The organism is Luteimonas rhizosphaericola, from assembly GCF_029888045.1.
In the GTDB taxonomy this organism is placed as follows: domain Bacteria; phylum Pseudomonadota; class Gammaproteobacteria; order Xanthomonadales; family Xanthomonadaceae; genus Luteimonas; species Luteimonas rhizosphaericola.
In genome coordinates this window covers 63602-89581 of sequence record NZ_JARXRN010000020.1, presented here as the reverse complement: position 1 = coordinate 89581, position 25980 = coordinate 63602, and the positions used below count along the sequence as shown (strand labels likewise).

Genomic DNA, 25980 nt, shown 5'->3' with positions numbered 1-25980 from the left:
TGGTTTGGAAAGGAATTAATGCGTCAGGCCTTGAACCCGGCCGCGGCGAAACGGATCAGTTCCCGGGCGGCCTGGCGGCGGTGGGTCGCCTCGTCGACCCCGGCCGGTCGCTTGATCAGCCCGAAGTCCGCCATCGCGTAGGTCAGGGCACCGCCGAGAAAGTCCAGCCGCCAGTACAGCGTTTCCTTGCCGAGGTCGGGGAGGCAGGCGGCGAGGGCGCGCGCGAAGTCGCGCTGCACGTGCCCATACTGGTCGGACAGGAACTTGCGCAGGCCGTCGTTCTGCTCGGCATAGGCGCGGGCGATCACGCGGATGAAGGCGTGGCCCTGGCGGTCCTGCGCCAGGTCCAGCGCGGGCTCGACGAACGCGGCCAGGATCGGTTCCAGCTCGCAGCGGCCGTCGGCGGTCGCCGCCTGCAGGCGCTCTAGGCGCTGGCGGCTCATGGCGTCCATCCGCCGGCGGAACACCTCGTTGACCAGGTTGTCCTTGCTGCCGAAGTGGTAGTTCACCGCGGCGATGTTGACGTCGGCCCGCGCGGTCACCTGCCGCAGCGAGGTGCCGGAAAACCCGTGCAGGGCGAACAGCTCCTCGGCCGCGCCGAGGATCCGCTCCTTGGTGGAGAACTGCTGTACCGCGACGGCCATGCCCGCTCCCGATCACTGAATCAAACGCTTGTTTGATGCTAGACCCGGAGCGCGCGATGTGCAATCCCGGGGGTGATGCGTTGCGATGCAATCCGGTAGAATTACCGCAGCCATATCGGCTAAACCCGCGTCCGCACGCGGGTTTTTCCATGTTAATCTGGCCGCCGCCCCGGAGCGACGGCCCCTGCCCGGAGAACCCCATGGCGCTGGAGCGCACCCTTTCGATCATCAAGCCCGATGCCGTCGCCAAGAACGTCATCGGTGAGATCTACAGCCGCTTCGAGAAGGGCGGCCTGAAGGTCGTCGCCTCGAAGATGAAGCACCTCTCGCGCAAGGAGGCCGAGGGCTTCTACGCCGTGCACCGCGAGCGCCCGTTCTTCAACGCCCTGGTCGAGTTCATGATCAGCGGCCCGGTGATGATCCAGGTGCTCGAAGGCGAGGGCGCCATCGCGAAGAACCGCGAACTGATGGGCGCGACCAATCCCAAGGACGCCGCCGCCGGCACCATCCGCGCCGACTTCGCCGACAGCATCGACGCCAACGCGGTGCATGGCTCCGATGCGCCGGAGACCGCGGCGGTGGAGATCGCGTACTTCTTCGCCAGCACCGAGATCTTCTCTCGCTGACACCTGCCTGATGCCCCAGTGACCGACGTCGCAGCCAGCACGAAGCAGAACCTGCTCGACCTCGATCGCGAGGGACTGGAGCGCTTCTTCGCCGACACCCTCGGCGAGAAGCGCTTCCGCGCGCACCAGGTGATGAAGTGGATCCACCATCGCCACGTCACCGATTTCGAACAGATGACCGACCTGGGCAAGGCGCTGCGCGCCAAGCTCGAGCAGCACGCCGAGGTGCGCGTGCCGCAGGTCCAGTTCGAGAAGCCGTCGGCCGACGGCACCCACAAGTGGCTGCTGGCGATGGACGGCAGCAACGCCATCGAAACGGTCTACATCCCCGACAAGGGCCGCGGCACGCTGTGCGTGTCCTCGCAGGTGGGCTGCGCGCTGAACTGCCAGTTCTGCTCCACCGCCACCCAGGGCTTCAACCGCAACCTCTCCACCGCCGAGATCATCGGCCAGGTGTGGGTGGCGGCGAAGCACCTGGGCAACGTGCCGCACAAGCAGCGCCGGCTGACCAACGTGGTGATGATGGGCATGGGCGAGCCGCTCATGAACTTCGACAACGTGGTGCGCGCGATGAGCGTGATGCGCGACGACCTCGGCTACGGCCTGGCCAACAAGCGCGTGACGCTGTCGACCGCCGGCCTGGTGCCGATGATCGACCGGCTGGGCGAGGTGAGCGACGTCTCGCTCGCGGTGTCGCTGCATGCCCCGAACGACGAACTGCGCACCGAGCTGGTGCCGCTCAACAGGAAGTATCCGATCGCCGAACTGATGGACGCCTGCGTGCGTTACGCGCAGCGCAAGCGCGGCGAGTCGATCACTTTCGAATACACCCTGATGAAGGACGTCAACGACCAGCCGGCGCACGCGCGCGAACTGGTGCGGCTGATGCGCGAATTCGACAACCGGCTGCAGATGAAGGACGCGGCCAAGGTCAACCTGATCCCGTTCAACCCGTTCCCGGGCACGCGCTACCAGCGGCCCGACGACGCGGCCATCCGCCGCTTCCAGAAGCTCCTCAACGAGTCGGGGCGGATCGCGCCGGTGCGGCGCACCCGCGGCGACGACATCGATGCCGCCTGCGGCCAGCTCAAGGGCCAGGTGATGGACCGCACCCGGCGCCAGGCGGAGTTCCGCAAGCGGCTCGAGGACGGAGGCGTCGATGCGGCGGCCTGAGGTGCTGGTGCTGGCGGCCATGGCGGGCGCGATGCTCGCGGGCACCGGCTGCTCGCGGCTGACCTTCGTCAAGGCCGACGCCAGCCGCAAGGGGGTCGAGCACGTGGCGCCGGAGTACCACTTCAAGGAGACGGCGGCCGGCAAGCGTCGGCTCGAGGCGCGGCGGCTCGCCGCGTCCGCCGACCGTCACCTGCGTGCCGGCGAGCTGGACCAGGCGGCCCGACAGGCGCGTGCGGCGATCAAGGCCGATCCGGAGCTGCCCGAATCCCACACCGCGATGGCGCTGGTCGCCACGCGCCAGGGCGATGCCGGACTGGCCGGGACCCACCATGCCGAGGCGGCGCGCGTGGGGCCGTCGGGCGCGACGTTCAACAACTACGGCGCGTGGCTGTGCGGCAACGGCCGTGCGCAGGAATCGCTGCACTGGTTCGACCAGGCCGTCACCGACCCCCGCTACGGGGACCGCGCCGGGGCGCTGGCCAATGCAGGCACCTGCGCTGCCCGTGCCGGCCAGTTCGACCGTGTCGAGCGCGACCTGCGCGCCGCACTGGAGCTCGACCCGGTCAACGTGGTGGCGCTGGCGGCCATGGCCGAGGAGGCCATGCGCCAGGGCAACTACCTCGATGCCCGCGCATTCTCGGAGCGACGGCTGGCCGCGGCGCCCGCGACCCCCACCGCACTCGAATTGGCGTCACGAATCGAGGATAAACTCGGCGACAGCGTCGCCGCAGCCCGCTATGTTCAGCGGCTGAAGACCGAATTTCCGCAGGCAGGGAACGCGTTTCCAGGGGAAAGCAGCACACCATGAAGTCTTCCGACCAGCAGGCCGGCCGGACCGGCTGCGGCAATGGGGAACGTCTGCGGCAGGCGCGGGAGGCCGCGGGCCTCGAGATCGCCGAGGTCGCGCAGCGCCTGAAAATGCCGGCGAAAGTGATCGAATCGCTCGAGACCGACGCGTGGGACCGCCTCGACGCGCCGGTGTTCGTCCGCGGCCAGCTGCGCAGCTACGCGCGGCTGCTGGGCGTGCGCATCGACGAGGAACTGCCGGCCGCCTCGGCGTCGGTGCCGATCGAGCCGGCGCGGCTGGAGCCGCGCAGCTACACCCCGCCGCTGCGCCGCGCCGCGGACCGGATGATGGGGCGGATGGTCTACATCGTGATCACGGCCCTGATCGCGGTGCCGGTGTGGATGGCCACGCGCTCGCACCTCGATTCGCAGATCCGGGTCGACGCCTCGCTCGACCTGCCTACCGGGAGCGGGACCGACACCGTCGCCGCCGGCCGCCAGGCGCCCGCTCCGCAGGCCGACGAGGGTCCGCGTCCACTGGTGGCTTCGATGGCGTCGATGCCGCAGCGAACGGCAGCGCGCCCGGTCGAACCGCCACCGGCGCTGTCGCTGCGCTTTTCCGAGGACAGCTGGGTGGAAATCTTCGACGGCCAGGGCGGCGTGGTCGAGCGCGGCCTGCTCAAGGCCGGCGAGAACCGCGAGTTCGAGGGCGGTGAAGTGGGACGCGTGGTGATCGGCAATGCCGACGCCGTGGAAGTGCGCGGAAACGGGCGCATTCAGGATCTGTCCGAGTTCCAGCGCGCGAACGTCGCGCGCTTTACGGTATCCTCTGACGGCTCCATCGCGCCGCTCGGCCAGTAGCGCCGCCGCCGCCGATGGAACGCGCGCCCGGCCTTCGATGCCGGGCGTTCCCGACCGATCCGCTTGTCCCGCCACCGCCGCGGGCAGGACCCACTGGCGATAGACGATGGCGTTGGATGAACTGCTCGACGAGCACGAACAAGGCGAAAAGGTCCGCGGCTGGCTGAAGGACAACGCCCTCGGGCTGATCGGCGGGCTGGTGCTCGGGCTGGCCCTGATCGGCGGCGGCAAGTGGTGGACGCAGCGCGCGCATCAGGAGCGCGTGGCCACCGGCGAGACCTACGACCGGATGGTCGAGGCCGTCGACGCCGGCGACCTGGACAAGGCGAAGACCGAAGCGGCCGCGCTGGCGGGCACGAAGTACGCCGCGCTGGCGGCACTCGACCTGGCCAAGGCCCAGCTGGAAGCCGACGACCGCGATGCCGCGATCGCCACCCTGCGTGGCGCCACCAGCGAGGATCCGGGCCTGGCCGCGGTGATCCGGCAGCGCCTGGCGCGCCTGCTGGTGGATGCCGGGCAGGGCGAGGACGCGCTGAAGCTGCTGGATGGCGTGGACGATCCGTCCTCGATCGAAACCCGCGGCGATGCCCGCTATGCGCTCGGCCGCATGGACGAGGCGCGCAAGGATTACCAGGAAGCGCTGCGCAAGCTCGACGCCGCCGCCCCGCAGCGCCAGCTGCTGGAACTCAAGCTGACCCAGACCGGCGGCACGCCGGAGACGACGGGAACCCAATCCTGATGAAGCATCTGTCCTCCGCGCCCGCGCGCGCCCCCTGGCGGCGTGACGCCGGCCGTCTGCTCGTGATCCTCGCCTGCGTCTCGGCGCTTGCCGGCTGCAGCACGATCCGCGGATGGTTCGGCGGCGATGGCGAGAAGGCCGCCGAGAAGCGCGCCTCCGAGCCGGCGGAACTGGTTGAATTCTCCCCGTCGGCGGGCGTCTCGCGGCTGTGGTCGGCCAGCGCCGGCAAGGGCGAGGACCATCTGGGCGTGCGCCAGGCGCCGGTGATCGCCGATGGTCGCGTGTACGCGGCGGCGGTGGAGGGCGGGGTGCGTGCCTTCGACCTGCAGAGCGGCGCGCAGGTGTGGCGCCACGATTCGGACCTGCGCCTGTCGGGTGGCCCCGGCGCCGGCGAGGGGCTGGTGGTGGTCGGCAGCCTGAAGGGCGAGGTGATCGCGCTCGATGCGGCCACCGGCGCGGAGCGCTGGCAGGCGAAGGTGCCGAACGAGGTGATCGCGCCGCCGGTGATCGGGCAGGGGATGGTGTTCGTGCGCTCCAACGATGGCCGCCTGACCGCGTTCGACGCCGCCAGCGGCGAGCGCCGCTGGTTCTGGACCAAGGAGCTGCCCACGCTCACCGTGCGCGGCAACGATGGCCCCGTGCTCGGCCCCGGCTTCGTGTTCGTCGGCAACGACGACGGCACCCTGGCCGCGCTGGCGATCGCCGACGGGCGCCCGGTCTGGGACCTGCCGGTGGCCCAGCCCGACGGTCGCACCGAACTCGACCGCATGGCCGACATCGACGGCACCCCGGTGCTCGACGGCACGGTGCTGTACGCCACCAGCTACAAGCAGTCGACGATGGCCATCGACGCGCCCAGCGGCCGTCCGATCTGGGGCAGCGAACACGGCGGCTCCGGTCGGCCTGGCCTGGCCACGGACAAGCTGGTCGTGTCCGACCGCAACGGCACGGTCTGGGGCCTGGACCGCAGTTCCGGCACCGCCAGCTGGCAGCAGCCCGCGCTCGCGCGCCGCAACGTCAGCGGCGTGGCCATCCACGGCGACTATGCGGTGGTCGGCGATCTCGAGGGTTACCTGCACTGGCTGCGGCTGGACAACGGCGAGTTCGCAGTGCGCGAACGCGCCGGCCGCGCCGCGATCAAGGGCGCCCCGGTCGTGGCGGACGGCGTGCTCGTGGTGCAGAACGTCGACGGCGACCTGACCGCCTGGCGCGTGCAGTAGTCCGGCCCGACCAGCGTGTCCCGGTCGGACTGACTCCGGCCGGCGGCTGACGGTCGACACCCGCGCCGGAAGGCTCCGCGCGCCCTGCGGCGCGCGTCATGGCCGTCGTTCCAGCGGGTGTCTCGGTCGGGCTGCCGCGAATGCGCACGCGGTACCCGGCGCCGGCGCTCGCGGCGCCGTCCGCTGCCGCATTCCCGCGTCCCGCGCCGTCGGCGCCTGGCGCCCCCCGCGCCCGCCCGCGCTACGCTTGTGACCATTCCCGACCGGATCCGGCCCGCCATGCTTCCTTCCGTTGCCCTCGTGGGACGCCCGAACGTCGGCAAGTCGACGCTGTTCAACGCGCTCACGCGCACCCGTGACGCGCTCGTGCACGACCAGCCGGGCGTGACCCGCGACCGCCACTACGGCGTCTGCCGGCTGGAAGGCGAGCGGCCGTTCGTGGTGGTCGACACCGGCGGCATCGCCGGCAGCGAGGAAGGCCTGGCCGGCGCGACCGCCGCCCAGGCGCGCGCGGCGGCGGAAGAGGCCGACCTGGTCCTGTTCGTGGTCGATGGCCGCGAGGGGGCGTCGGCGATCGACGACGAGATCCTGCGCTGGCTGCGCAAGGCCGCGCGCCCGGTGCTGCTGGTGGTCAACAAGACCGACGGCCTCGATGCGCGCGCGGCGCTGGCGGAGTTCTCGCGCTACGGCTTCGCGGACAGCTTCGCGGTCTCGTCGTCGCACCGCCAGGGCATCGATGAACTGCTGGAAACGATCCTCGAGCGCCTGCCCGAGGAAGGCGCCGGCGAAGTGCTCGACAACGATCCCGACCGGATCCGGATCGCCTTCGTCGGCCGCCCCAACGTCGGCAAGTCGACCCTGGTCAACCGCATCCTCGGCGAGGAGCGGATGATCGCCTCCGACGTGCCCGGCACCACCCGCGATTCGATCGCGGTGGACCTGGAACGCGACGGCCGCCGCTACCGCCTGATCGACACAGCCGGCCTGCGGCGCAAGTCGAAGGTCGACGAGGTGGTGGAGAAGTTCTCGATCATCAAGACCCTGCAGGCGATCGAGCAATGCCAGGTCGCGGTGATCATGCTCGACGCCAGCGAGGGCGTGACCGAGCAGGACGCGAGCGTGCTCGGCGCGGTGCTCGACGCCGGCCGCGCGCTCGTGGTCGCCGTCAACAAGTGGGACGGCCTGAGCACCTACCAGCGCGAACAGACCGAGGCGCTGCTGTCGCGCAAGCTCGCGTTCGTGCAGTGGGCCGAAGCGGTGCGCATCAGCGCCAAGCACGGCTCGGGCCTGCGCGAACTGTTCCGTGCGATCCATCGCGCGCACGGCTCGGCCACGCGCCAGTTCAGCACCGCCGAGGTCACGCGCGCGCTCGAGATCGCCTACGAGGCCAGCCCGCCGCCGGTGGTGCGCGGACACGTGGCCAAGCTGCGCTTCGCCCATCCGGGTGGCGAGAACCCGCCGACCTTCGTCGTCCACGGCACGCGCCTGCGCACGCTCTCGGCGACCTATACCCGGTATCTGGAGAATTTCTTCCGCAAGCGCTTCAAGCTGGTCGGCACGCCGGTGAAATTCGTCTTCAGGGAAGGCGACAATCCCTACAAGGACAAGAAGAACGTGCTCAGCGAGCGCCAGGTCGCCAAGAAGAAGCGGCTCATCCGCCACGTCAAGCGCAACCGCTGACGACGCGACGATGGATCCGATCGCACCCGGGCAGATCACGCTGGGCCTGCTGGCCGGCGGCCGCGCATGCCGGCTGGGCGGGCGCGACAAGGCGTGGCTGGTGCGGGATGGCGTGCCGCAGGTTGTGCGGCTGTCGACGCGGTTCGGCGGGCAGGTGTCGCAGGTGCTGGTCAGCGCGAACCGCGATCCGGCACGTTTCGCGGCGGCCGGCCTGGTCCCGGTGGCCGATCGCCTCGCCGATGCCGGTCCGATCGCGGCGCTGGAGGCGCTCGCCGCGTCCTGCGCCACGCCGTGGCTGTTCACCCTGCCGGTCGACGTGCTGGACGCGAACGACTGCGTTCTGCGCACCCTGATCGACGCGCGCGCGGACGACGGCGCCCGCGCGCGGGACGACGAAGGATCGCAGCCGCTGGTCGCCCTGTGGCGGGTAGCGTCCCTGCGCGTTGCCGTGGCGGACGCGCTCGGGGCGGGGGAACTGGCTGTCCACGCGCTGCAGTCGCGACTGGCGCTGGCCGAGGTCGCGTTCGACGGTGTCCGCTTCGGCAACCTCAACACGCCCGGCGACCTGCACGCGGCCGGGATCGCGTTGGCTGACGCATGAGCCAGCCCCGGTTCCCGACCCGCATTCCCTACGGCCAGGCGCGCGAGATCCTGGCGCGGGTGGCGCATGTGCGACGGCTGCCGGCCGAAGCCCTGCCGCTGGCGCGCGTGCAGGGCCGGGTGCTGGCGGCGGACGTCGCCGCCCGCATCGACGTGCCAAGCTTCGACAACTCGGCGATGGACGGGTTTGCCGTGCGCCACGCCGACCTCGGCCCCGATGCCGTGCTGACGCTGGCCGGCGAGCAGTTCGCCGGTGGCCCGGCCGCGCCGGCGCTCGTGGCCGGCGAATGCATGCGCATCACCACCGGCGCGCCGCTGCCGGCCGGGAGCGACACGGTGCTGATCCGCGAGGACGCCCGGGTCGAAGGCGGGCGCGTCCACGTCCTGCAGGTGCCCGGACGGGGACGCCACGTACGTCGCCGCGGGGAGGACGTGGAGACCGGCGCGTTGCTGGCGTCCACGGGCGAGGTGCTGACGCCGGCACGCGTCGCGCTGCTCGCCGCGCAGGGAATCGAGCGCGTCGAGACAGCGCGGCGACCCACGGTCGCGGTGTTCTGCACCGGCGACGAGCTGGTGGAGCCGGGCTTGCCGCTCGGGCCCGGCCAGATCTACAACTCCAACCGCGACCTGCTGCTGGGCCTGCTGCGCGCCGAAGGCCTGGAGCCGGTGGCCTGGCCCACGCTGCCCGACGATCCCGCCAGGATCGAATCGGCCCTGCGCCATGCCGGCGAGGCCTTCGACCTGGTGCTCACCTGCGGCGGCGTGTCCGCGGGGGAGAAGGACCACCTGCCGGCGCTGCTGCAGCGCCGCGGACAGGTGCATTTCTGGAAGGTGTGGATGCGACCGGGCATGCCCGTCCTGTGCGCGGACGGCGGCAGCCTGGGGCCGGCGCTGTTCCTGTGCCTGCCGGGCAACCCGGTCTCGGTGCTGGCTACCACCCTGGCGCTGGCGCGGCCGCTGCTCGACGGCCTGCAGGGCCGCGCGCCGCGGCGGCATTGGCGGGCGCGCCTGGCATCGCCATGGCGCAAGCGGCACGAACGGCTCGAGTTCCTGCGCGGACGCCTGGCCAGCGGCGAGGACGGCGTGCTGTGGGTCGAGCCCGATCCCGCCGACGGCTCGCACCGCATGCGCGCGGCCGCCGGCGCCGATGCGCTGATCGTGCTGGGCGAAGGCGAGCGCGACTATCCGGCGGGCTGTGTGGTGGACGTGTTGCCGTACTGAGCCGGCGGTCGTGCCGGCGCGACCGCCGGGCCGCCGCGTTCATGCGCGCCGCGCCACCGGCGCGATAATCGCGGCATGCCCAAGGACATCACTCCCCGCGAAGCCAGCCATCGCCTGGCCCAGGGCGCACGCCTGGTGGACGTGCGCGAAGACCACGAGCGCGAACTGGGCATGGCCCAGGGCGCGATCGGGGTGTCCCGGGCCGAACTCGAGGCCGCGCCGCACCGCTACATTCCCGGCCCGGATGTCGAAGTGATGCTGATCTGCCAGAGCGGTGGGCGCTCGATGCTCGCTGCCGAGCAGCTGCAGCGGCTCGGCTTCGCGCGCGTGAGTTCGGTCCGCGGCGGCACCGTGATGTGGCAGGCGGAAGGCTTCCCGATGAGCCGCCCGGAGGTGGAGGTCGACGCGGATTTCCACGAACGCTACGCGCGCCACCTGCGGCTGCCCGAGATCGGAGCGCGCGGCCAGCGCCGGCTGGAAGCGGCGAGCGTGGTGGTGGTGGGCGCGGGCGGGCTGGGGTCGCCGGCGGCGTTCTACCTCGCCGCTGCCGGCGTGGGCCAGCTGCGCCTGGTGGACGACGATGCGGTCGACCGCAGCAACCTGCAGCGCCAGATCCTGCATGTGGACGCCGATATCGGCGTGTCCAAGGTGGAATCGGCGCAGACCCGGCTGTCGGCGCTCAATCCGCGGGTCGCGGTCGAGCCGGTGGCCGAGCGGCTCGGTTCCGCCAACGTCGAACGGCTGATCGCCGACGCGGACGTGGTGATCGACGGCGGCGACAACTTCCCGGTGCGCTACCTGCTCAACGACGCCTGCATCCACCTGCGCAAGCCGCTGGTGTACGGCGCCGTGCACCGCTTCGAGGGGCAGGTGAGCGTGTTCGACGCCGGCCGCCAGCGCGGGCGCGCGCCGTGCTACCGCTGCCTGTTCCCGGAGCCGCCGCCGCCCGAGGCCGCGCCCAACTGCAGCGAGGTGGGCGTGCTGGGCGTGCTGCCGGGCGTGGTCGGCATGCTGCAGGCCACCGAGGCGCTCAAGCTGCTGCTGCACATCGGCGAACCGCTGGCCGGCCGGCTGCTGCACTTCGACGCGCTGGGCATGCGCTTCCGCGAGACGCGGCTGGCGCCGGACCCGGACTGCCCGCTGTGCGCGCCGGACGCGCCGTTCCCCGGTTACATCGACTACGCCGCGTTCTGCGCGGGGGGCTAGGCCGATCCGGACCGCGCGCGACGGCGTCGCGCGGCCCGGCGCGCGTCGGGTCTGGCGGATGCACGCGACCGGGCACACGTCGACGCCGCGTCGCGGGATCGCCGAACGCGCTGTGGTAGCGTTCGGGCTGGTCCGGCGGGACCGGTGCGGGAAGGTCCGGATGGCCGCGGCCGCGCACGCCGCCGCAAGGAATGCCATGTCGCCGCGCTTCGCGCTGTTCCTCCTCGCCAGCCTGTGGCTGTCCGCGCCGCCGGCGATCGCCGCCGATCCCTGCCAGGTCCTCCCGGCCGAGGCCGCGCAGGCCCAGGACGCGCCGCAGCGCATCGCCGCGGCCGCCTGCACCGAGCATCGCGCCTGGTTCCGGCCGCTGATCGACGTCGACGGCCGGATCGGCGCGATGAAGGTGCGCGAGGCCGAGCGCACGCGCCTGGCCGACGACCAGCCGGCCTGGCAGCGGGTGATCGAGTACTGGCGCGGCAGCGGCCTGCTGTGGCAAGCAGGCGCCGGAGACTGCGCCTATGGCGACGTGCCGGCGCCGTCGTGCCGCGCCTTCGTGATCGACACGCCGTGGTCGGCGGCCTTCGTCTCGTGGGTGCTGCGCAAGGCGCGGCTCCCGGGCTTCGACGGCTCGGCCAGCCACCTGTCCTACGTGCGCCGCGCCTACCGCGAACCGTTCCTGAGCCCGTACCGCGTGGCCGATCCGCAGGCGGCGCAGGTCCGTACCGGCGACCTGCTGTGCTATGTGCGCGGGACGGCGCGTACCTACGGCTTCGGCGCGCTCGCCACGCTGTTGAGCGGCAACGAGCCGGGGCTGGCGATGCACTGCGACGTGGTGGTCGGCATCACGGTCGCGCCCGACCACGCGCGGACCGCGCACCTGGTGGGCGGCAACGTGTACGACAGCGTCACCATGCGCCGGCTGCGCCTGACCCAGGGCGATCGCTTCGCGGACCTGCCGATGCGCTCGGCCAGCGATCCCGACTGCAGCCCGGAAAGCCTCTACGCCTGCGACCTCAACCGCCAGGACTGGTCGGTGCTGCTGCAGCTGCGGCCGGCCGCGGAACTGGCCGGGCTGGCACCAGCCTCGACGATGCCGGTGGCGCCGGGGACGTACGCCTCCGGTGCCTACGGGTCTGTCGCACCTGCGGCGGCCAACGCCGTTGCCGCGGGCGTGCCGGCGACGCCCGTGCCCGACGCGCCGCGTTGCTGCAACCATTGCGATCCGGAAGTGGGCCTGCCGCGCTGTCCGGTGGCGCCGGCGCGTCCCGCGACGCCCTGAGCGCAGGCGGCGCCGCAAGCGAGCGCGTCGCTGCGCCGGTCAGTCGTGTTGGCGCCGCGCGGCGTCGAACGCCGCCAGTTGCGCCGGCGTCGCCTCGCGCTGGTGGCGCGTCTTCCAGTCCTGGAAATTTCCGCCATACACCGTGTCGCGCGCCTGTTCGCGCGTCAGCTCCAGCCCGCGTTCCTCCGCGGCGTCGCGGTACCAGTCGGCCAGGCAGTTGCGGCAGAAGCCGGCGAGGATCATCAGGTCGATGTTCTGCACGTCCGGGCGCTGCTGCATCAGGTGCGTGCGCAGGCGCCGGAACACGGCGGCCTCGATCTGCGTGGTGTCGGCGTCGGGGTGTGCGGCGGCATCGGTCATGGCGCGTTCCTTGGCGGGGCCTCGGGGGGACGTGAGACAATACGCGCTCCCGTTCCACGCCTCCACGACGGCATGACCGCACGCATCCTCGACGGCAAGCGCATCGCCGATTCCCTGCTCGACGAACTGCGCCTGCGGGTCGATGCGCGGGTGGCCGCCGGCCTGTCGCGGCCGGGGCTGGCGGTGGTGCTGGTGGGCAGCGACCCGGCCTCGCAGTCGTACGTGCGCAACAAGCGCCGCGCCGCCGAGAAGGTCGGCATCCAGGCCTTCGACTTCGACCTGCCGGCGGGCACGTCCGAGGCCGAGCTGCTGGCGCTGGTCGACCGGCTCAACGCCGATCCGGCCGTGCACGGCATCCTCGTGCAGCTGCCGCTGCCGGGCATCGCGGACGCCAACCGCCTGATCCACCGCATCGATCCGCGCAAGGACGTCGACGGCTTCCATCCCGAGAACGTGGGCCACCTAGCGCTGCGCCAGTTCGGGCTGCGCCCGTGCACGCCGCGCGGGATCACCACGCTGCTGGCCTACACCGACCGCCCGGTGCGCGGGCGCAGCGCCACCATCGTCGGCGTGAGCAACCACGTCGGCCGGCCGATGGCGCTGGAGCTGCTGATCGCCGGATGCACCGTGACCAGTTGCCACAAGTTCACGCCGATCGCCGAATTGCGCCGGCACGTGGGCGAGGCCGACATCCTGGTGGTGGCGGTGGGCCGCCCGGGCCTGATTCCCGGCGAATGGGTGAAGCCGGGCGCGGTGGTGATCGACGTGGGCATCAACCGCCTCGACGACGGCCGGTTGACGGGCGACGTCGAGTTCGCGCCGGCCGCCGCACGCGCGAGCTGGATCACGCCGGTGCCCGGCGGGGTCGGGCCGATGACGGTGGCGACGCTGATGCAGAACACGCTGGAAGCGGCCGACGCGGCTGGCTAGGGCGCCGCAGGGGCGAGCGGGCTCGCGACGGCTTCACGGGCGCCGCGCCACACTCCTGCTCCTGCATGCCCGCGACGCGGGCGGGGACGCGCGAAGGAGCCAGATCATCGCCAACCACCGGTGCGCATACCGCTGCGGCGCCATCGCCGGATTCGGCGCGCTGATGCTGGCGGCGTGCCGCGGGCCGCAGTCGGCCCTGGATCCGGCCGGCCCGGCGGCCGCGGAGATCGCGACCGGCTGGTGGCTGATGGTCGGCGGGGCGTGCGTGGCATGGACGATCGTCATCGCGCTCGCGCTGCTGGCGATGCGCCGTGGCCGTGCGCTGGCCGCGGCCGCCGGGCAGCGGCTGATCCTGGTCGGCGGGGTCGCGCTGCCCACCGTGCTGCTGGCGGCGCTGCTCACCTACGGCACGCTGGCCAGTGACCGCGTGACCGGGCGCGGGGAAGACGCTGCGCACGTGGTGCGCGTCACCGCGCGCCAGTGGCAGTGGCAGTTCGACTACCTGGACCGCGACGGCGCAGTGCGCGCCACGTCGATCGACCGGCTGGTCCTGCCGCTGGGCGAGATGGTGGAGTTCGAAGTGCGCGCCGAGGACGTGATCCACAGCTTCTGGATCCCGCGCCTGGGCGGGAAGGTGGACGCGATTCCGGGCCGCACCAACGTGCTGCGCCTGCGCGCCGACCGCGCGGTGCCGATGCGCGGGCAGTGCGCGGAGTTCTGCGGCCTGGAGCATGCGCGCATGGCGTTCGCGGTCGAGGTGCGCGATGCGCGCGGCTACCGTGCCTGGCTGGCCGGTCAGGCGCGTGGCGATATCGAAGGTGGCCTGCGGTGAGCGCGGCGCCCGGCGACGACCGCATCCACGCGCAGCGCCTGTCCGCGCTCGACCGCATCTGGGCCAACGGCCCCGGCCTGGCCGGCCAGCTCACCGCGGTCAACCACGGCACCATCGCGCTGCGCTTCATCGTCGCCGGCTTCGGCTTCCTGCTGGTGGGCGGCCTGCTGTCGATGTTCATCCGGCTGCAGCTGGCCTGGTTCGACGCCGAGGTGCTCGACCCGCGCCGCTACAACCAGTTCGTGACCCTGCACGGGACCACGATGATGTTCCTGTTCGCGGTGCCGATCATGGAAGGCTTCGCGATGTACCTGCTGCCGAAGATGATCGGCGCGCGCGACCTGCCGTTCCCGCGGCTGAGCGCGTTCGGCTGGTGGTGCTACCTGTTCGGCGGCCTGTTCCTGTACTCGAGCCTGCTGTTCGACGCCGCGCCCGACGGCGGCTGGTTCATGTACGTGCCGCTGACCGATGCGACCTATTCACCGGGCAAGGGCGCGGACTTCTGGCTGCTCGGGGTGACCTTCGCCGAGATCGCGGCGGTGACCGCGGCGGTGGAGCTGATCGTGGCCATCCTGGTCACGCGCGCGCCGGGCATGGACATCCGCCGCATGCCGCTGTTCGCCTGGGCGATCCTGGTGATGGCCTTCATGATCGCGCTCGGCTTCCCGCCGCTGATCCTGGCCAGCATCCTGCTGGAACTGCAGCGCGCGTTCGGCTTCGTGTTCTTCGACCCCGCGCTGGGCGGCGACCCGCTGCTGTGGCAGCACCTGTTCTGGCTGTTCGGGCACCCGGAGGTCTACATCATCTTCCTGCCCGCCGCCGGCGTGGTGTCGATGGTGGTGCCCACCTTTGCCCGGCGCCCGGTGGTGGGCTACAGCTGGATCGTGCTGGCGCTGGTGGCGACGGGCTTCCTCAGCTTCGGGCTGTGGGTGCACCACATGTTCGCGGTCGGCATCCCGCTGCTGGCGCTGGCGTTCTTCAGCGCGGCGAGCATGGCGGTGGCGATCCCGACCGCGATCCAGGTCTTCGCGTGGATCGCGACGCTGTGGTCGGGCCGGCCCTGGCTGCGGCTGCCGATGCTGCACATCTTCGGCTTCTTCTTCGTGTTCGTGCTCGGCGGGCTGACCGGGGTGATGCTGGCTTTCGTGCCGTTCGACTGGCAGGCGCACGACACCCATTTCGTGGTCGCGCACCTGCACTACGTGCTGATCGGCGGGATGATGTTCCCGCTGTTCGCGGGTCTGTACTACTGGTTGCCGCTGGCCACGGGACGCATGCCGTCGGAGAGCACCAGCCGCACGGCGTTCTGGCTGGTGTTCGTCGGCTTCAACCTGACCTTCCTGCCGATGCATCTCACCGGCCTGCTGGGCATGCCGCGGCGGGTGTACACGTATTCGCCGGAGCTGGGCGTGGAATGGCTCAATCTTCTTTCGACCGCCGCGGGCTTCGTGCTGGCGGTGGGAATCGTCGCGATCCTGGTCGATGCCGGCCTGTGCTTCGTCCACGGGCGGCGCGGACGCGCGAACCCCTGGCGTGCCGGCACGCTGGAATGGGCGCTGCGGGCGCCGGTTCCGAACTACAACTTCGCCTCGATGCCGGTGGTGGGCGACCTGTATCCGCTGTGGCACGACCGCGGCCTGGCCGCGCGCAGCGCGCGCACCGACGGCCTGCTCGGCGACCCGGCCAGCGGCCGGCGCGAGCTGCTGGGCACCGGTCCGGTGTCGGCGCGTCCGGAGCAGGTGGTGTTCCTGTCCGGATCCTCGTGGCTGCCGCTGGCCTGCGCGCTGGTGATCGCGGCGCTGCTGGCGTGCTTCATCGCCGGCCTGTATGCGCTGGCCGCCGCCTGCCTGCTGCCGCTGGTGGCGCTGTTCCTCGCCTGGGCGTGGACCACGGGCCACCGCCGCGCGCCAGACACGATCCAGGCGGAGGAGGGCACGCGCCTGCCGCCGCAATATGCCGCGCGCAACGCGCCGGGCTGGTGGGCGGTGGTGGGGACGCTGCTGATCGTGGGCTCGCTGTTCGCGTCGCTGGTGTTCGCCTATTTCTACCTGTGGCTCGGCGCGGAGGCCTGGCCACCGGCCGGACAACCGCCCATGGCGCCAGAGCTGTCGCATGCATGGCCCCTGCTGCTGCTGGCCGGCGCGGGCATCGCGGGCTGGCGTGCAAGCGTGTCGCTGCGCGCGGCCCAGGGCCGCGCCGCGAGCGTGGCCATGGCGCTGGCTGCGCTTGCGGCCGCGGGTTTCGCGCTGGCCCATCCGCTGTCGCTATCCGCATCGGTCGGCGCCCCGCAGGCGCACGCCTATGCCGCCGTGGTGTGGACGCTGGCGGGGTTTTGCGCACTGCACCTGGCCGTGGCGGCGCTGCTGTGCGGGTTCGCGGCCGCGCGTGTCGTGCGCGGCCATGTGCGCGCGGGGCGCGAGCTGGAATGGCGCGTCGCGGGGGCCTTCCTGCGCTATGCCGTCGTGCAGGCGGCCATCGGCTGGGCAGTCGTGCACCTGTTCCCGGTGCTGCAGTGAGCGCGCCGCGACGCCCGCGCCGGTTTACGTGGATCGCCGCACCGATGGCGGCGTGGGGCCTGCACTTCGCCGCCGTCTACTCGCTGCAGGGGCTGGGATGCGCGCGCGGCTGGAGCGATGTCGCCACCCGCGTCGCGATGGGCGTAGCCACGGTGCTGGCCCTGGCGGCGGTGGGCTGGATCGGGCTGCGCGCCTGGCGTCGACTGCGCGAGCCGGGCAGGGCGGACGGCGCGTTCGCAGCGCGCCTGGTCGCGATCCTGTCGCTGCTGGCCGCGGTCGCGATCGGCTTCACCTCGCTGCCGATGTTCCTCCTGCTTCCGTGTGAATGAAGGCCCGCATGCGCAAGACCCTCGAACAGCCCGTCGCCGAAGAGCGCAGCCCCACGGTCGCCAGCCGGGTCGCGTTCCGCCAGCATCCGCTGCATCCGATCATCGTGGTGTACCCGGTCGCCGCGCTGAGCCTGCTGCTGCCGGCCGACGCGCTGTTCCTGTGGACCGGCGACGGGTTCTGGGCGACGGCGGCCTGGTGGCTCAACGTGCTGGGCCTGGGCAGCGGGCTGCTGGCAGCGGTGCTGGGGATCAGCGACATGTTCCTGATCCGGCTCGCGCGCCGGCACGTGTCGGTGTGGAGCCACTTCGTGGCCGGGGTGATGCTGCTGGCGCTGGCGGCGATGGGCGTCTGGCTGCGCGCGCCGGACCACGGTGCGATCTGGCCGTGGGGCCTGCTGCAATCGGGGTTCACGTTCCTGATGGTGCTGGTGGTCGGCTGGCTGGGCGGAACGCTCACCTTCGGCCACGGAATCGGCGTGTACGGTCACCGGCCGGATGCGGACTCGGCCGATGCGGCCGACGAGGCGCTGGACGAATGAGGCGGCGCGTGCGTGAGGTCGCCATCGGCGGCACGGGCTGCGCCGGGCGCCGGCAGGTCGCCCGCGCTGCGCGGCTTGGCGCCCGTGAGCGCGGCGATGCCCAGCAGCAGCACCAGGGGCGCCCAGGCCAGCACGCCGGTGAGCAGTGCGACGCCACGCACCCGCCGGCCGTGCCCGAGCGCATGCAGGTGGGCGCCGAGCCACAGGTGCAGCAGCACCACGAGGGTCACCAGGCACAGCTTGGCCACCAGCCAGCCGCCCGGAGTGGCCCATGGAATCAACATCATCCCGAATCCGATCGTCAGCACCCCCGCCGGGGTGGCGATGCGGAAAAACAGGCGGTTCGCCACGGGATTGAAGAAGGCGTCGCGACCGTCGCGCTGGCCCAGGCGACGGGCCGCGAACAGTCGCGCCATCAGGAACAGTCCGGTGAACCACACCGCCATGCTGGCGATGTGGGCGACCTTCAGCCAGAACAGCATCGGCGGCCTCCGAAGGGTGCCGGAGCATGGACGTGTCGGATGGCCGCGCTGGCGGCGGGACTGGCGATCCCGGCGACGGGGTCGGCGCATTCCCGCGGCGACGGACCGCCCGCCCTGCATGATGCATGGACGCTGTCGCCGTGGCTGCTGCTGCCTCTGCTGGCGTTCGCCGCGGCGTACGCGGTCGGCATCGTCCGGCTGTGGCGCGGCGGCCACGCGGGACGCGGCGTCTCGCGTGCCGAGGCCGGCGCCTGCATGGCCGGTCTGGCGGCGATGCTGCTGGCGACGGTGTGGCCGTTCGATGCGCTGGGGGAATGGTCGCTGGCGGCGCACATGGCCCAGCACATGCTGCTGCTGGCGGTGGCGCCACCGCTGCTGCTCGCGGCGCGGCCGGTGGCGGGACTGGCCGCGGGCCTGCCGCGGTCGTGGTCGACGGCGCTCCATCGCGGGCTGCGCGCGGTCCAGGGACCGGTGAGCCGGTCGCTGGCGGCCGCGACCGCCGCGAACGTGGCGGTGATGTGGGGCTGGCACCTGCCGGCCGCGCTGGCGTGGGCGCTGCGTAGCGAACCAGTGCACTGGCTGATGCACGGCAGCTTCCTGGTCGCCGGGCTGTGGCTGTGGGCGCTTCTGTGGCAGCGGCTGCGCGACGATTCCGGCGGCGCGCTCGCCGGCGCCGTGGCGGTGGTGGTGGTCATGATGCAGATGGGGTTCCTGGGGGCGCTGCTGACCTTCTCCGGCCGGGTGCTGTATCCGGTCTACGCCGGGCGGGCACCGCAGCTCGGGCTGGATCCACTCGCCGACCAGCAACTGGCGGGGCTGGTGATGTGGGTGCCGGCCTGCCTGCCGTACCTGGCGGGCGCGCTGTGGCTGCTGGCGCGTGAACTGCGGCGGAGTGGGCGCCGGCCCCGCTGAGCCGGCGACCGCGCTGCGTCCGCACGCGATCCCGGGGAGGCATGGCCGAGCGGGGGGGCGAGATGACGCCCCCTGGCTGCCGACCGATACCAGCGCCGGGTGCGATGCGCACACCGGAACGGTCGCGCCCGGGCCGGCGGCTGGTGGGAATGCGGGGCACGGCGCGATTATCCGCGGGACCGGTCGAAAGGCGGTGAGGGCGGGCGTCGGGCCGCCGCATCGGCACCAGCCGATTGCCCTCCCGACTGCGACGCAGCGGACCGCCCACGCCGCCGTGCCGGGAATTGCCGCAGCGCGGTATAATGCCGCGCTTCCCCACCGATCCCGGGACTGCCGATGCTCCGCATCCAGGCTGAAGCACTGACGTACGACGACGTTTCCCTCGTCCCCGCGCATTCCACCGTCCTGCCCAAGGACGTCTCGCTCGCCACCCGGCTCACCAAGTCCCTGCGCCTGAACCTGCCGATCGTCTCGGCGGCGATGGACACGGTGACCGAGGCGCGCCTGGCCATCGCCATGGCCCAGCTCGGCGGCATCGGCATCGTGCACAAGAACCTGAGCGCCGAGCGCCAGGCGGCCGAGGTGCAGCAGGTCAAGAATTTCGAGGCCGGAGTGATCCGCGAGCCGTTCACGGTCAGCCCCGACACCACCATCGGCGAGGTGCTCAAGCTCACCCGCGCGCGCCGCATCTCCGGCGTGCCGGTGGTCGATCAGGGCCAGCTGGTGGGCATCGTCACCGGGCGCGACATGCGCTTCGAGAAGAAGCTCGACGACCCGGTGCGCAACATCATGACCAAGAAGGATCGCCTGGTCACGGTGAAGGAGGGCGCCAGCGACGACGAGGTCATCGGCCTGCTGCACAGGCACCGCATCGAGAAGGTGCTGGTGGTCAACGATGCGTTCGAGCTGCGCGGCCTGATCACGGTCAAGGACATCCAGAAGAAGTCCGACAACCCGAACGCCGCCTACGACGCCGACGAGCAGCTGCTGGTCGGCGCCGCGGTGGGTGTGGGCGGCGACACCGAGCATCGCATCGAACTGGTGGTCGCCGCGGGCGTGGACGTGGTGGTCGTGGACACCGCGCACGGGCACTCCCAGGGCGTGCTCGACCGCGTGGCCTGGGTCAAGAAGACCTTCCCGAACCTGCAGGTGGTGGCCGGCAACATCGTCAGCGGCGACGCCGCGCTGGCGCTGATGGATGCCGGCGCCGATGCGGTGAAGGTGGGCGTGGGCCCGGGCTCGATCTGCACCACGCGCATGGTTGCCGGCGTCGGCGTGCCGCAGGTGACCGCGGTGTCGATGGTGGCCGAAGCGCTGCAGGACCGCATCCCGCTGATCGCCGACGGCGGCATCCGCTATTCCGGCGACCTGGGCAAGGCGCTCGCGGCGGGCGCGTCCTCGATCATGATCGGCGGCCTGTTCGCCGGCACCGAGGAATCGCCCGGCGAGACCGAGCTGTTCCAGGGCCGCAGCTACAAGAGCTATCGCGGCATGGGTTCGCTCGGCGCGATGGAGAAGGGCAGCAAGGATCGCTACTTCCAGGACGCCAGCGACGCCGACAAACTCGTCCCCGAAGGCATCGAGGGCCGGGTGCCGTACCGCGGCCCGCTTGCCGGCGTGGTGCACCAGCTGGCCGGTGGCCTGCGCGCGACGATGGGCTACGTCGGCTGCGCGACCGTCGAGGAGATGCGCAACAAGCCGCAGTTCGTGAAGATCACCGGCGCCGGCCAGCGCGAGAGCCACGTGCACGACGTGCAGATCACCAAGGAACCGCCGAACTACCGGATGGGGTGAGGTTGCGCACGGGCCCGGGCGTCGGGTCGCTGAGGACGGACGGAAATGCCGGAATTGTCGAGCCTGCTCGGTTTCTCCCTGGTCGCGCTGGGCATGGTGCTGACGCCCGGCCCGAACGTGGTCTACCTGGTGTCGCGTTCGATCTGCCAAGGGCGCGTGGCCGGGCTGATTTCGCTCGGCGGCGTGGCGGCGGGCTTCGTGTTCTATATGCTCTGCGCCGCGTTCGGGATCACCGCACTGGTGATGGCGGTGCCCTACGCCTACGACACGCTGCGGATCGCCGGCGCGCTCTACCTGCTGTGGCTGGCATGGCAGGCGATCCGGCCCGGCGGCCGCTCTCCCTTCGAGGTGCGGACATTGCGCCCGGACGGCCCGCGCAAACTGTTCGCGATGGGCCTGCTGACCAACGTGCTCAACCCGAAGATCGCGGTGATGTACCTGTCGCTGCTGCCCCAGTTCATCGATCCGGCGCAAGGTGGCGTGCTCGCGCAGACGCTGGTGCTGGGCACGAGCCAGATCGCCATCAGCGTGCTGGTGAACGCCTGCATCGTCCTTGCCGCCGGCTCCGTCGCCACCTTGCTTGCCGCCCGTCCGGCCTGGTCGACATTCCAGCGCTGGCTGATGGCGACCGTGCTCGGTGGCCTCGCCGTGCGCATGGCCACCGACGCGCGCCGGTGAGCGCTTCCATCCTTTCCACCAAGATGCAGACACCCGCCGCATGACGGACATCCACAGCGACAAGATCCTGATCTTCGACTTCGGCGCGCAGTACACGCAGCTGATCGCGCGCCGCATCCGCGAGATCGGCGTCTACTGCGAGATCTGGGCCTGGGACCACGACCCGGCCGAGATCGCCGCGTTTGGCGCGAAGGGCATCATCCTGTCGGGCGGGCCGGAGTCGACCACGCTGCCCGGCGCGCCGTCCGCGCCGCGGGAAGTCTTCGACTGCGGCCTGCCGCTGCTCGGCATCTGCTACGGCATGCAGACCATGGCGGCGCAGCTGGGCGGCGCCACCGAGGCGGCGGACCAGCGCGAGTTCGGCCATGCCGAAGTCGACGTGGTGCACGCCGATGCGCTGTTCTCCGGGCTCACCGACCACCCGGGCAAGTCGCGGCTGAACGTGTGGATGAGCCACGGCGACCATGTCTCGCAGGTGCCGCCGGGCTTCACCGTGACCGCCACCACCGACCGCATCCCGGTCGCGGCGATGGCGAACGAAGACAAGCGCTGGTACGGCGTGCAGTTCCACCCCGAGGTCACGCACACGCTGCAGGGGCAGACCCTGCTGCGCCGGTTCCTGGTCGAGGTCTGCGGCTGCGCCACGCTGTGGACGGCGGCGCACATCATCGAGGACCAGGTCGCGCGCGTGCGCGAGCAGGTCGGCGACGACGAGGTGATTCTGGGCCTGTCGGGCGGAGTCGATTCGTCCGTGGTCGCGGCACTGCTGCACAAGGCGATCGGCGACCAGCTCACCTGCGTGTTCGTCGACACCGGCCTGCTGCGCTGGCAGGAAGGCGACCAGGTGATGGCGATGTTCGCCGAGCACATGGGCGTCAAGGTCATCCGCGTCGATGCCGCCGACCGCTATTTCGCCGCGCTCGAGGGCGTGGCCGACCCGGAAGCCAAGCGCAAGATCATCGGCAACCTGTTCGTCGAGATCTTCGAAGAGGAGTCGGGGAAGCTCGCGAACGCGAGGTGGCTGGCGCAGGGCACGATCTATCCGGACGTGATCGAGTCGGCCGGCAGCAAGACCGGCAAGGCCCACGTCATCAAGAGCCACCACAATGTCGGCGGCCTGCCCGAACACATGAAGCTCGGCCTGGTCGAGCCGCTGCGCGAGCTGTTCAAGGACGAGGTGCGGCGCCTGGGCGTGGAGCTAGGACTGCCGCGCACCATGGTCTATCGCCACCCGTTCCCCGGCCCGGGCCTGGGCGTGCGCATCCTGGGCGAAGTGAAGCGCGAATACGCGGAACTGCTGGCGAAGGCCGATGCGATCTTCATCGAGGAACTGCGCAAGGCCGACCTGTACGACCGCACCTCGCAGGCGTTCGCGGTGTTCCTGCCGGTGAAATCCGTCGGCGTGGTCGGCGACGCGCGTGCGTACGAATGGGTGATCGCGCTGCGCGCAGTGGAGACGATCGACTTCATGACCGCGCACTGGGCGCACCTGCCATACGAGTTCCTCGGCACCGTGTCCAACCGCATCATCAACGAACTGCGCGGCATCTCGCGCGTGGTCTACGATATCTCCGGCAAGCCGCCGGCGACGATCGAGTGGGAGTAATATCGGGCCAGGCTCCGGGGAGGGGCTGGATCCGTCGTGGAAAGGGGAAAACGATGCTGGTGAAGCTGCTGTTGCTGGGTGGCGTGGGGATCGCCGCCCTGATCGCGTATGACCACGGGCGTTCGATCGACGAGGCCGACGTTCGAGCCCATTACCGCACCCAGCTCGAAGCGCTTCGGGCCTTCGACGAAGAGGCCATCTGCGCGGGGATCGCGGACGACTATGCGCTGGAACTGACCGAGCGCACCCCGGGCGGGGATGCGAGCGAAACGCTCGATGGGCCCGAATCCTGTGACGTCAGCCGGAAGATGCTGGGCTTCATGCGCCAGATGTCGGAGCAGACGGGAGGTCTGGTCACGATCGACGTGAGCTACACCATCGGCACGGTGACGATTGCTCCCGACCGCCGCAAGGCGACGGTGGAGTCGACCAGCACGGCCAAGCTGGGCGACCGTCTGATCAGCCGGTCCCGCGGCCGCGAGGAGCTGTCGCGTTCGTTCTGGCGCACGCGCAGCCATGGCGGGACGGCCCAGGTCTGGAGCTACGGCGGCTGACCGCGCGACTCGCGTCGCGCGTGTCCAGGCATCGGACGCGGGACGCATCGCGGCTGTCCGGGCTCCGCACGCCTGCGCGTGCAGGCGTGGGCCGACCCGGCGCGTCACGGCGACGTGACCCCTGGCGGTAGAATCGGCGACTTCGGCGGCCCGGTCGTCGCCTTGCGATGCCGCCGGGTTGCCACGCCGCCCCCGTATCACGGAGAACACGATGCATTCCAGACCTTTCGGCCGGACCGGCCGCAACGTGGGCGAGATCGGCTTCGGCGCCTGGGCGATCGGCGCAGCCTGGGGCAAGGTGGACGATGTCGAATCCGTCGCCGCGCTGCACGCGGCCCTCGACGCCGGGCTGGACTTCATCGATACCGCCGACGTCTACGGCGACGGCCATTCCGAGCGCCTGATCGCGCGCGTGCTCAAGGAGCGCGGTGGCGAGCGCCCGTTCGTCGCCACCAAGGCCGGGCGGCGCCTGCCGGCGCAGACGGTGGACGGCTATACGGCCGCCAACCTGGAGGGCTGGATCGACCGCAGCCTGCAGAACCTGGAGACCGACTGCCTCGACTTAATGCAGCTGCATTGCCCGCCGACCGACGCCTACTACCACCCCGAGATCTTCGACCACATGGACCGCCTGGTCGAGCGCGGCAAGCTGCGCCACTACGGCGTGAGCGTCGAGCGGGTGGAAGAAGCGCTCAAGGCGATCGAGTACCCGAATGTCGCCAGCGTGCAGATCATCTACAACATGTTCCGCCTGCGACCGGCGCAGCTGTTCTTCCGGGAGGCGCAGAAGCGGCAGGTGGCGGTGATCGTGCGCGTGCCGCTGGCCAGCGGCCTGCTCAGCGGCAAGTTCGGCCCCGACACCCGCTTCGCGTCCGACGACCATCGCCAGTTCAACCGCAAGGGCGAGGCGTTCGATGTGGGCGAGACGTTCGCCGGCGTGCCGTACGACGTGGGCCTGGCCGCGGTCGAGAAGCTGCGTCCGCTGGTGCCCGACGGCGCCACCCTGGCCCAGTTGGCGTTGCGCTGGATCTTGATGGACGACGCGGTGAGCGTGGTGATCCCCGGCGCACGCACGCCCGTCCAGGCGCTGGCCAACATCGCCGCGGCCGAGCTGCCGGCGCTGCCCGAGGCGACACTGGCGGCGGTCGCGAAGGTCTACGACGAGGACATCCGGCCGCACGTGCACCAGCGCTGGTGACCGGGCGCGCGAGGCCCCCGATGGACGCCGTGCCGCCACCGCCGCTTGCCGCGCGCGAGGACGACGAGCGCTGGATGCGGCACGCATTCGCCCTGGCCGACCGCGCGGAGCGCGAGTTCGACGAGATCCCCGTGGGCGCGGTCCTCGTGGCCGCGGACGGCCGCGTGATCGGCGAGGGCTTCAACCGCAACATCGCCGCGCACGATCCCACCGCGCACGCCGAGATCGTGGCCCTGCGCGCGGGGGGGCAGGCGCTGGGCAACCACCGGCTGGTCGGCAGCACGCTGTACGTGACGCTCGAACCCTGCGCGATGTGCGCGATGGCCATCGTCCACGCGCGCGTGGCGCGGCTGGTGTACGGCGCGACCGATCCCAAGACCGGCGCCTGCGGAAGCGTGTTCGACCTGATCGCCGATCCGCGCCACAACCATCGTGTCGTCGTGACCGCCGGCGTCCTGGGCGAGGAGGCGGGGCGCCGCCTCAGCAACTACTTCCGCGCCAAGCGGGGCAAGCCACCGCTCGACGGGCCGGACGGATTCCCGGAATCGGCCTAGCGAGCCGGTCTGGGCTGCGCTGAGCCGCAGCGCCTGCCGCCTCTGGCAACCGGGCGGGAATCACGGCCGTCGCGCGCATCCCGGCCACCGGGTCCGCCCGCCGCGAACCGGTCGCCCTGCCGGCACGCGGGGGCTCACAGGAGCGGGCTGCGCCGGTTGGCGAAGCGGTGGGCGTCGTCCATCTCGTCGTTCACCGCGCGTACCGCCATCGACGCCTCGCTGGCCAGCAGCAGGCTCGAACCGAACATCGCCAGCACGCCCAGGACTGCCATGATGGTCGGCCACGGGCCGAAGACATGGTCGAAGAACGAGTCGCCGGCGACCAGCAGGCTGGTGGCCACGAAGCAGCTGATCGCCACGTACAGCAGCTGGCTGGCGCGCAGGATGATCAGGCTGCGGCGGCGCTGGACCGCGATCCGGCGCTCCAGCAGGGAACGTTCCTCCGGATCCTCGCTTTCGGCCAGGTCCTTGAGCAGGCTGCGGGCGCGGTCGATGATCCGGGCCAGGCGCGCGTTCGCCGACCCGAGCAGGGCCGCGGTGGCGGTCAGGAAGAACGCCGGCGCGAGCATCGCGGTCAGGATCGCGTAGTGGGCGAGGGTCGCGTTGGGGGGCATGTGCGGTCGGTGCGCAGGGTCGGTGAGGGTTATCATGACGCGTCCCG

The 25980-nt window shown here is 71.5% G+C and carries 27 protein-coding genes; 23 read left to right on the top strand and 4 right to left on the bottom strand.

The window, feature by feature from the left end; genetic code table 11:
* Positions 1-23 precede the first annotated feature (23 nt).
* Positions 24-644 carry a TetR/AcrR family transcriptional regulator gene (locus tag QFW80_RS04355; protein ID WP_280600091.1) on the bottom strand — a complete coding sequence of 207 codons (621 nt, stop codon included), beginning with the start codon at positions 642-644 and terminating at the stop codon, positions 24-26.
* Positions 645-844: 200 nt separating this feature from the next.
* Here QFW80_RS04355 and ndk point away from each other — a divergent pair, with 200 nt between their 5' ends.
* The 11 genes from ndk to QFW80_RS04300 all read left to right on the top strand — a co-directional run bounded on the left by ndk (position 845) and on the right by QFW80_RS04300 (position 12035).
* Positions 845-1270 (top strand): nucleoside-diphosphate kinase, encoded by a 426-nt coding sequence (gene ndk, locus QFW80_RS04350; protein WP_280600090.1) that lies wholly within the window; start codon positions 845-847, stop codon positions 1268-1270.
* A gap of 3 nt (positions 1271-1273) precedes the next feature.
* A complete protein-coding gene (rlmN, locus tag QFW80_RS04345; RefSeq protein ID WP_425603508.1) occupies positions 1274-2443 on the top strand; it encodes a dual-specificity RNA methyltransferase RlmN in 1170 nt (389 codons plus the stop codon).
* Positions 2430-3251 carry a tetratricopeptide repeat protein gene (locus QFW80_RS04340; protein ID WP_280600088.1) on the top strand — a complete coding sequence of 274 codons (822 nt, stop codon included), beginning with the start codon at positions 2430-2432 and terminating at the stop codon, positions 3249-3251. The genes rlmN and QFW80_RS04340 overlap by 14 nt, the downstream gene beginning before the upstream one ends.
* Positions 3248-4090, top strand: coding sequence for a RodZ domain-containing protein (locus QFW80_RS04335; RefSeq protein ID WP_280600086.1), 843 nt, complete (start codon positions 3248-3250; stop codon positions 4088-4090). Before QFW80_RS04340 ends, QFW80_RS04335 begins: the two co-directional genes overlap by 4 nt.
* A gap of 106 nt (positions 4091-4196) precedes the next feature.
* Positions 4197-4829, top strand: coding sequence for a YfgM family protein (locus QFW80_RS04330; protein ID WP_280600084.1), 633 nt, complete (start codon positions 4197-4199; stop codon positions 4827-4829).
* Complete coding sequence (bamB, locus tag QFW80_RS04325) at positions 4829-6049, top strand: outer membrane protein assembly factor BamB (protein WP_280600083.1); 1221 nt, start codon at positions 4829-4831, stop codon at positions 6047-6049. The genes QFW80_RS04330 and bamB overlap by 1 nt, the downstream gene beginning before the upstream one ends.
* 279 nt (positions 6050-6328) lie before the next feature.
* Positions 6329-7729 carry a ribosome biogenesis GTPase Der gene (der, locus tag QFW80_RS04320; protein WP_280600081.1) on the top strand — a complete coding sequence of 467 codons (1401 nt, stop codon included), beginning with the start codon at positions 6329-6331 and terminating at the stop codon, positions 7727-7729.
* Positions 7730-7739: 10 nt separating this feature from the next.
* The gene (gene mobA / locus QFW80_RS04315) at positions 7740-8330 is read left to right on the top strand and encodes a molybdenum cofactor guanylyltransferase (protein ID WP_280600080.1); all 591 of its coding nucleotides are present in this window, start codon (positions 7740-7742) and stop codon (positions 8328-8330) included.
* On the top strand, positions 8327-9550 hold the full coding sequence (locus tag QFW80_RS04310) for a molybdopterin molybdotransferase MoeA (RefSeq protein WP_280600078.1): 1224 nt from the start codon (positions 8327-8329) through the stop codon (positions 9548-9550). Before mobA ends, QFW80_RS04310 begins: the two co-directional genes overlap by 4 nt.
* Before the next feature lie 75 nt (positions 9551-9625).
* Positions 9626-10756, top strand: coding sequence for a molybdopterin-synthase adenylyltransferase MoeB (moeB, locus tag QFW80_RS04305; RefSeq protein ID WP_280600077.1), 1131 nt, complete (start codon positions 9626-9628; stop codon positions 10754-10756).
* A gap of 196 nt (positions 10757-10952) precedes the next feature.
* Positions 10953-12035: a DUF2272 domain-containing protein gene (locus QFW80_RS04300; RefSeq protein ID WP_280600076.1), complete on the top strand. Its 1083-nt coding sequence runs from the start codon at positions 10953-10955 to the stop codon at positions 12033-12035.
* A gap of 39 nt (positions 12036-12074) precedes the next feature.
* Here the strand turns inward: QFW80_RS04300 and QFW80_RS04295 are convergent, their stop codons facing one another.
* The gene (locus QFW80_RS04295; RefSeq protein WP_280600074.1) at positions 12075-12395 is read right to left on the bottom strand and encodes a DUF1244 domain-containing protein; all 321 of its coding nucleotides are present in this window, start codon (positions 12393-12395) and stop codon (positions 12075-12077) included.
* Between the two features lie 72 nt (positions 12396-12467).
* Here QFW80_RS04295 and folD point away from each other — a divergent pair, with 72 nt between their 5' ends.
* The 5 genes from folD (at position 12468) to QFW80_RS04270 (ending at position 17541) form a co-directional block, all read left to right on the top strand.
* Complete coding sequence (gene folD / locus QFW80_RS04290; protein WP_280600072.1) at positions 12468-13325, top strand: bifunctional methylenetetrahydrofolate dehydrogenase/methenyltetrahydrofolate cyclohydrolase FolD; 858 nt, start codon at positions 12468-12470, stop codon at positions 13323-13325.
* A 163-nt stretch (positions 13326-13488) separates the two neighbouring features.
* On the top strand, positions 13489-14157 hold the full coding sequence (locus tag QFW80_RS04285) for a cytochrome c oxidase subunit II (RefSeq protein ID WP_280600070.1): 669 nt from the start codon (positions 13489-13491) through the stop codon (positions 14155-14157).
* Complete coding sequence (gene ctaD, locus QFW80_RS04280; protein WP_280600069.1) at positions 14154-16673, top strand: cytochrome c oxidase subunit I; 2520 nt, start codon at positions 14154-14156, stop codon at positions 16671-16673. The genes QFW80_RS04285 and ctaD overlap by 4 nt, the downstream gene beginning before the upstream one ends.
* The gene (locus QFW80_RS04275) at positions 16670-17002 is read left to right on the top strand and encodes a hypothetical protein (protein WP_280600068.1); all 333 of its coding nucleotides are present in this window, start codon (positions 16670-16672) and stop codon (positions 17000-17002) included. Before ctaD ends, QFW80_RS04275 begins: the two co-directional genes overlap by 4 nt.
* Positions 17003-17010: 8 nt before the next feature.
* Positions 17011-17541 carry a DUF2231 domain-containing protein gene (locus tag QFW80_RS04270; RefSeq protein WP_280600067.1) on the top strand — a complete coding sequence of 177 codons (531 nt, stop codon included), beginning with the start codon at positions 17011-17013 and terminating at the stop codon, positions 17539-17541.
* On the opposite strand, the gene QFW80_RS04265 is transcribed toward QFW80_RS04270, so the two are convergent.
* Positions 17487-18023 carry a CopD family protein gene (locus QFW80_RS04265; protein WP_280600066.1) on the bottom strand — a complete coding sequence of 179 codons (537 nt, stop codon included), beginning with the start codon at positions 18021-18023 and terminating at the stop codon, positions 17487-17489. The two genes, QFW80_RS04270 and QFW80_RS04265, sit on opposite strands and share 55 nt — an antisense overlap.
* Before the next feature lie 39 nt (positions 18024-18062).
* On the opposite strand from QFW80_RS04265, the gene QFW80_RS04260 reads away from it, so the two are divergent.
* The 7 genes from QFW80_RS04260 to tadA all read left to right on the top strand — a co-directional run bounded on the left by QFW80_RS04260 (position 18063) and on the right by tadA (position 25319).
* Positions 18063-18935 (top strand): cytochrome c oxidase assembly protein, encoded by an 873-nt coding sequence (locus QFW80_RS04260; RefSeq protein WP_280600065.1) that lies wholly within the window; start codon positions 18063-18065, stop codon positions 18933-18935.
* 336 nt (positions 18936-19271) lie between these two features.
* Positions 19272-20729 carry an IMP dehydrogenase gene (gene guaB / locus QFW80_RS04255; RefSeq protein ID WP_280600064.1) on the top strand — a complete coding sequence of 486 codons (1458 nt, stop codon included), beginning with the start codon at positions 19272-19274 and terminating at the stop codon, positions 20727-20729.
* Positions 20730-20774: 45 nt separating this feature from the next.
* A complete protein-coding gene (locus tag QFW80_RS04250; RefSeq protein ID WP_280600063.1) occupies positions 20775-21407 on the top strand; it encodes a LysE family translocator in 633 nt (210 codons plus the stop codon).
* Positions 21408-21447: 40 nt separating this feature from the next.
* On the top strand, positions 21448-23013 hold the full coding sequence (guaA, locus tag QFW80_RS04245; protein ID WP_280600061.1) for a glutamine-hydrolyzing GMP synthase: 1566 nt from the start codon (positions 21448-21450) through the stop codon (positions 23011-23013).
* A 53-nt stretch (positions 23014-23066) separates the two neighbouring features.
* The gene (locus QFW80_RS04240; protein ID WP_280600060.1) at positions 23067-23567 is read left to right on the top strand and encodes a hypothetical protein; all 501 of its coding nucleotides are present in this window, start codon (positions 23067-23069) and stop codon (positions 23565-23567) included.
* Positions 23568-23778: 211 nt separating this feature from the next.
* Positions 23779-24765: an aldo/keto reductase gene (locus QFW80_RS04235; RefSeq protein WP_280600059.1), complete on the top strand. Its 987-nt coding sequence runs from the start codon at positions 23779-23781 to the stop codon at positions 24763-24765.
* A gap of 20 nt (positions 24766-24785) precedes the next feature.
* Entirely contained in the window at positions 24786-25319 is a 534-nt protein-coding gene (gene tadA / locus QFW80_RS04230) for a tRNA adenosine(34) deaminase TadA (RefSeq protein ID WP_425603497.1), read from the top strand.
* 134 nt (positions 25320-25453) lie between these two features.
* Here tadA and QFW80_RS04225 read toward each other — a convergent pair whose 3' ends face one another.
* On the bottom strand, positions 25454-25933 hold the full coding sequence (locus tag QFW80_RS04225; RefSeq protein ID WP_280600057.1) for a DUF2721 domain-containing protein: 480 nt from the start codon (positions 25931-25933) through the stop codon (positions 25454-25456).
* Between the last annotated feature and the right edge of the window lie 47 nt (positions 25934-25980).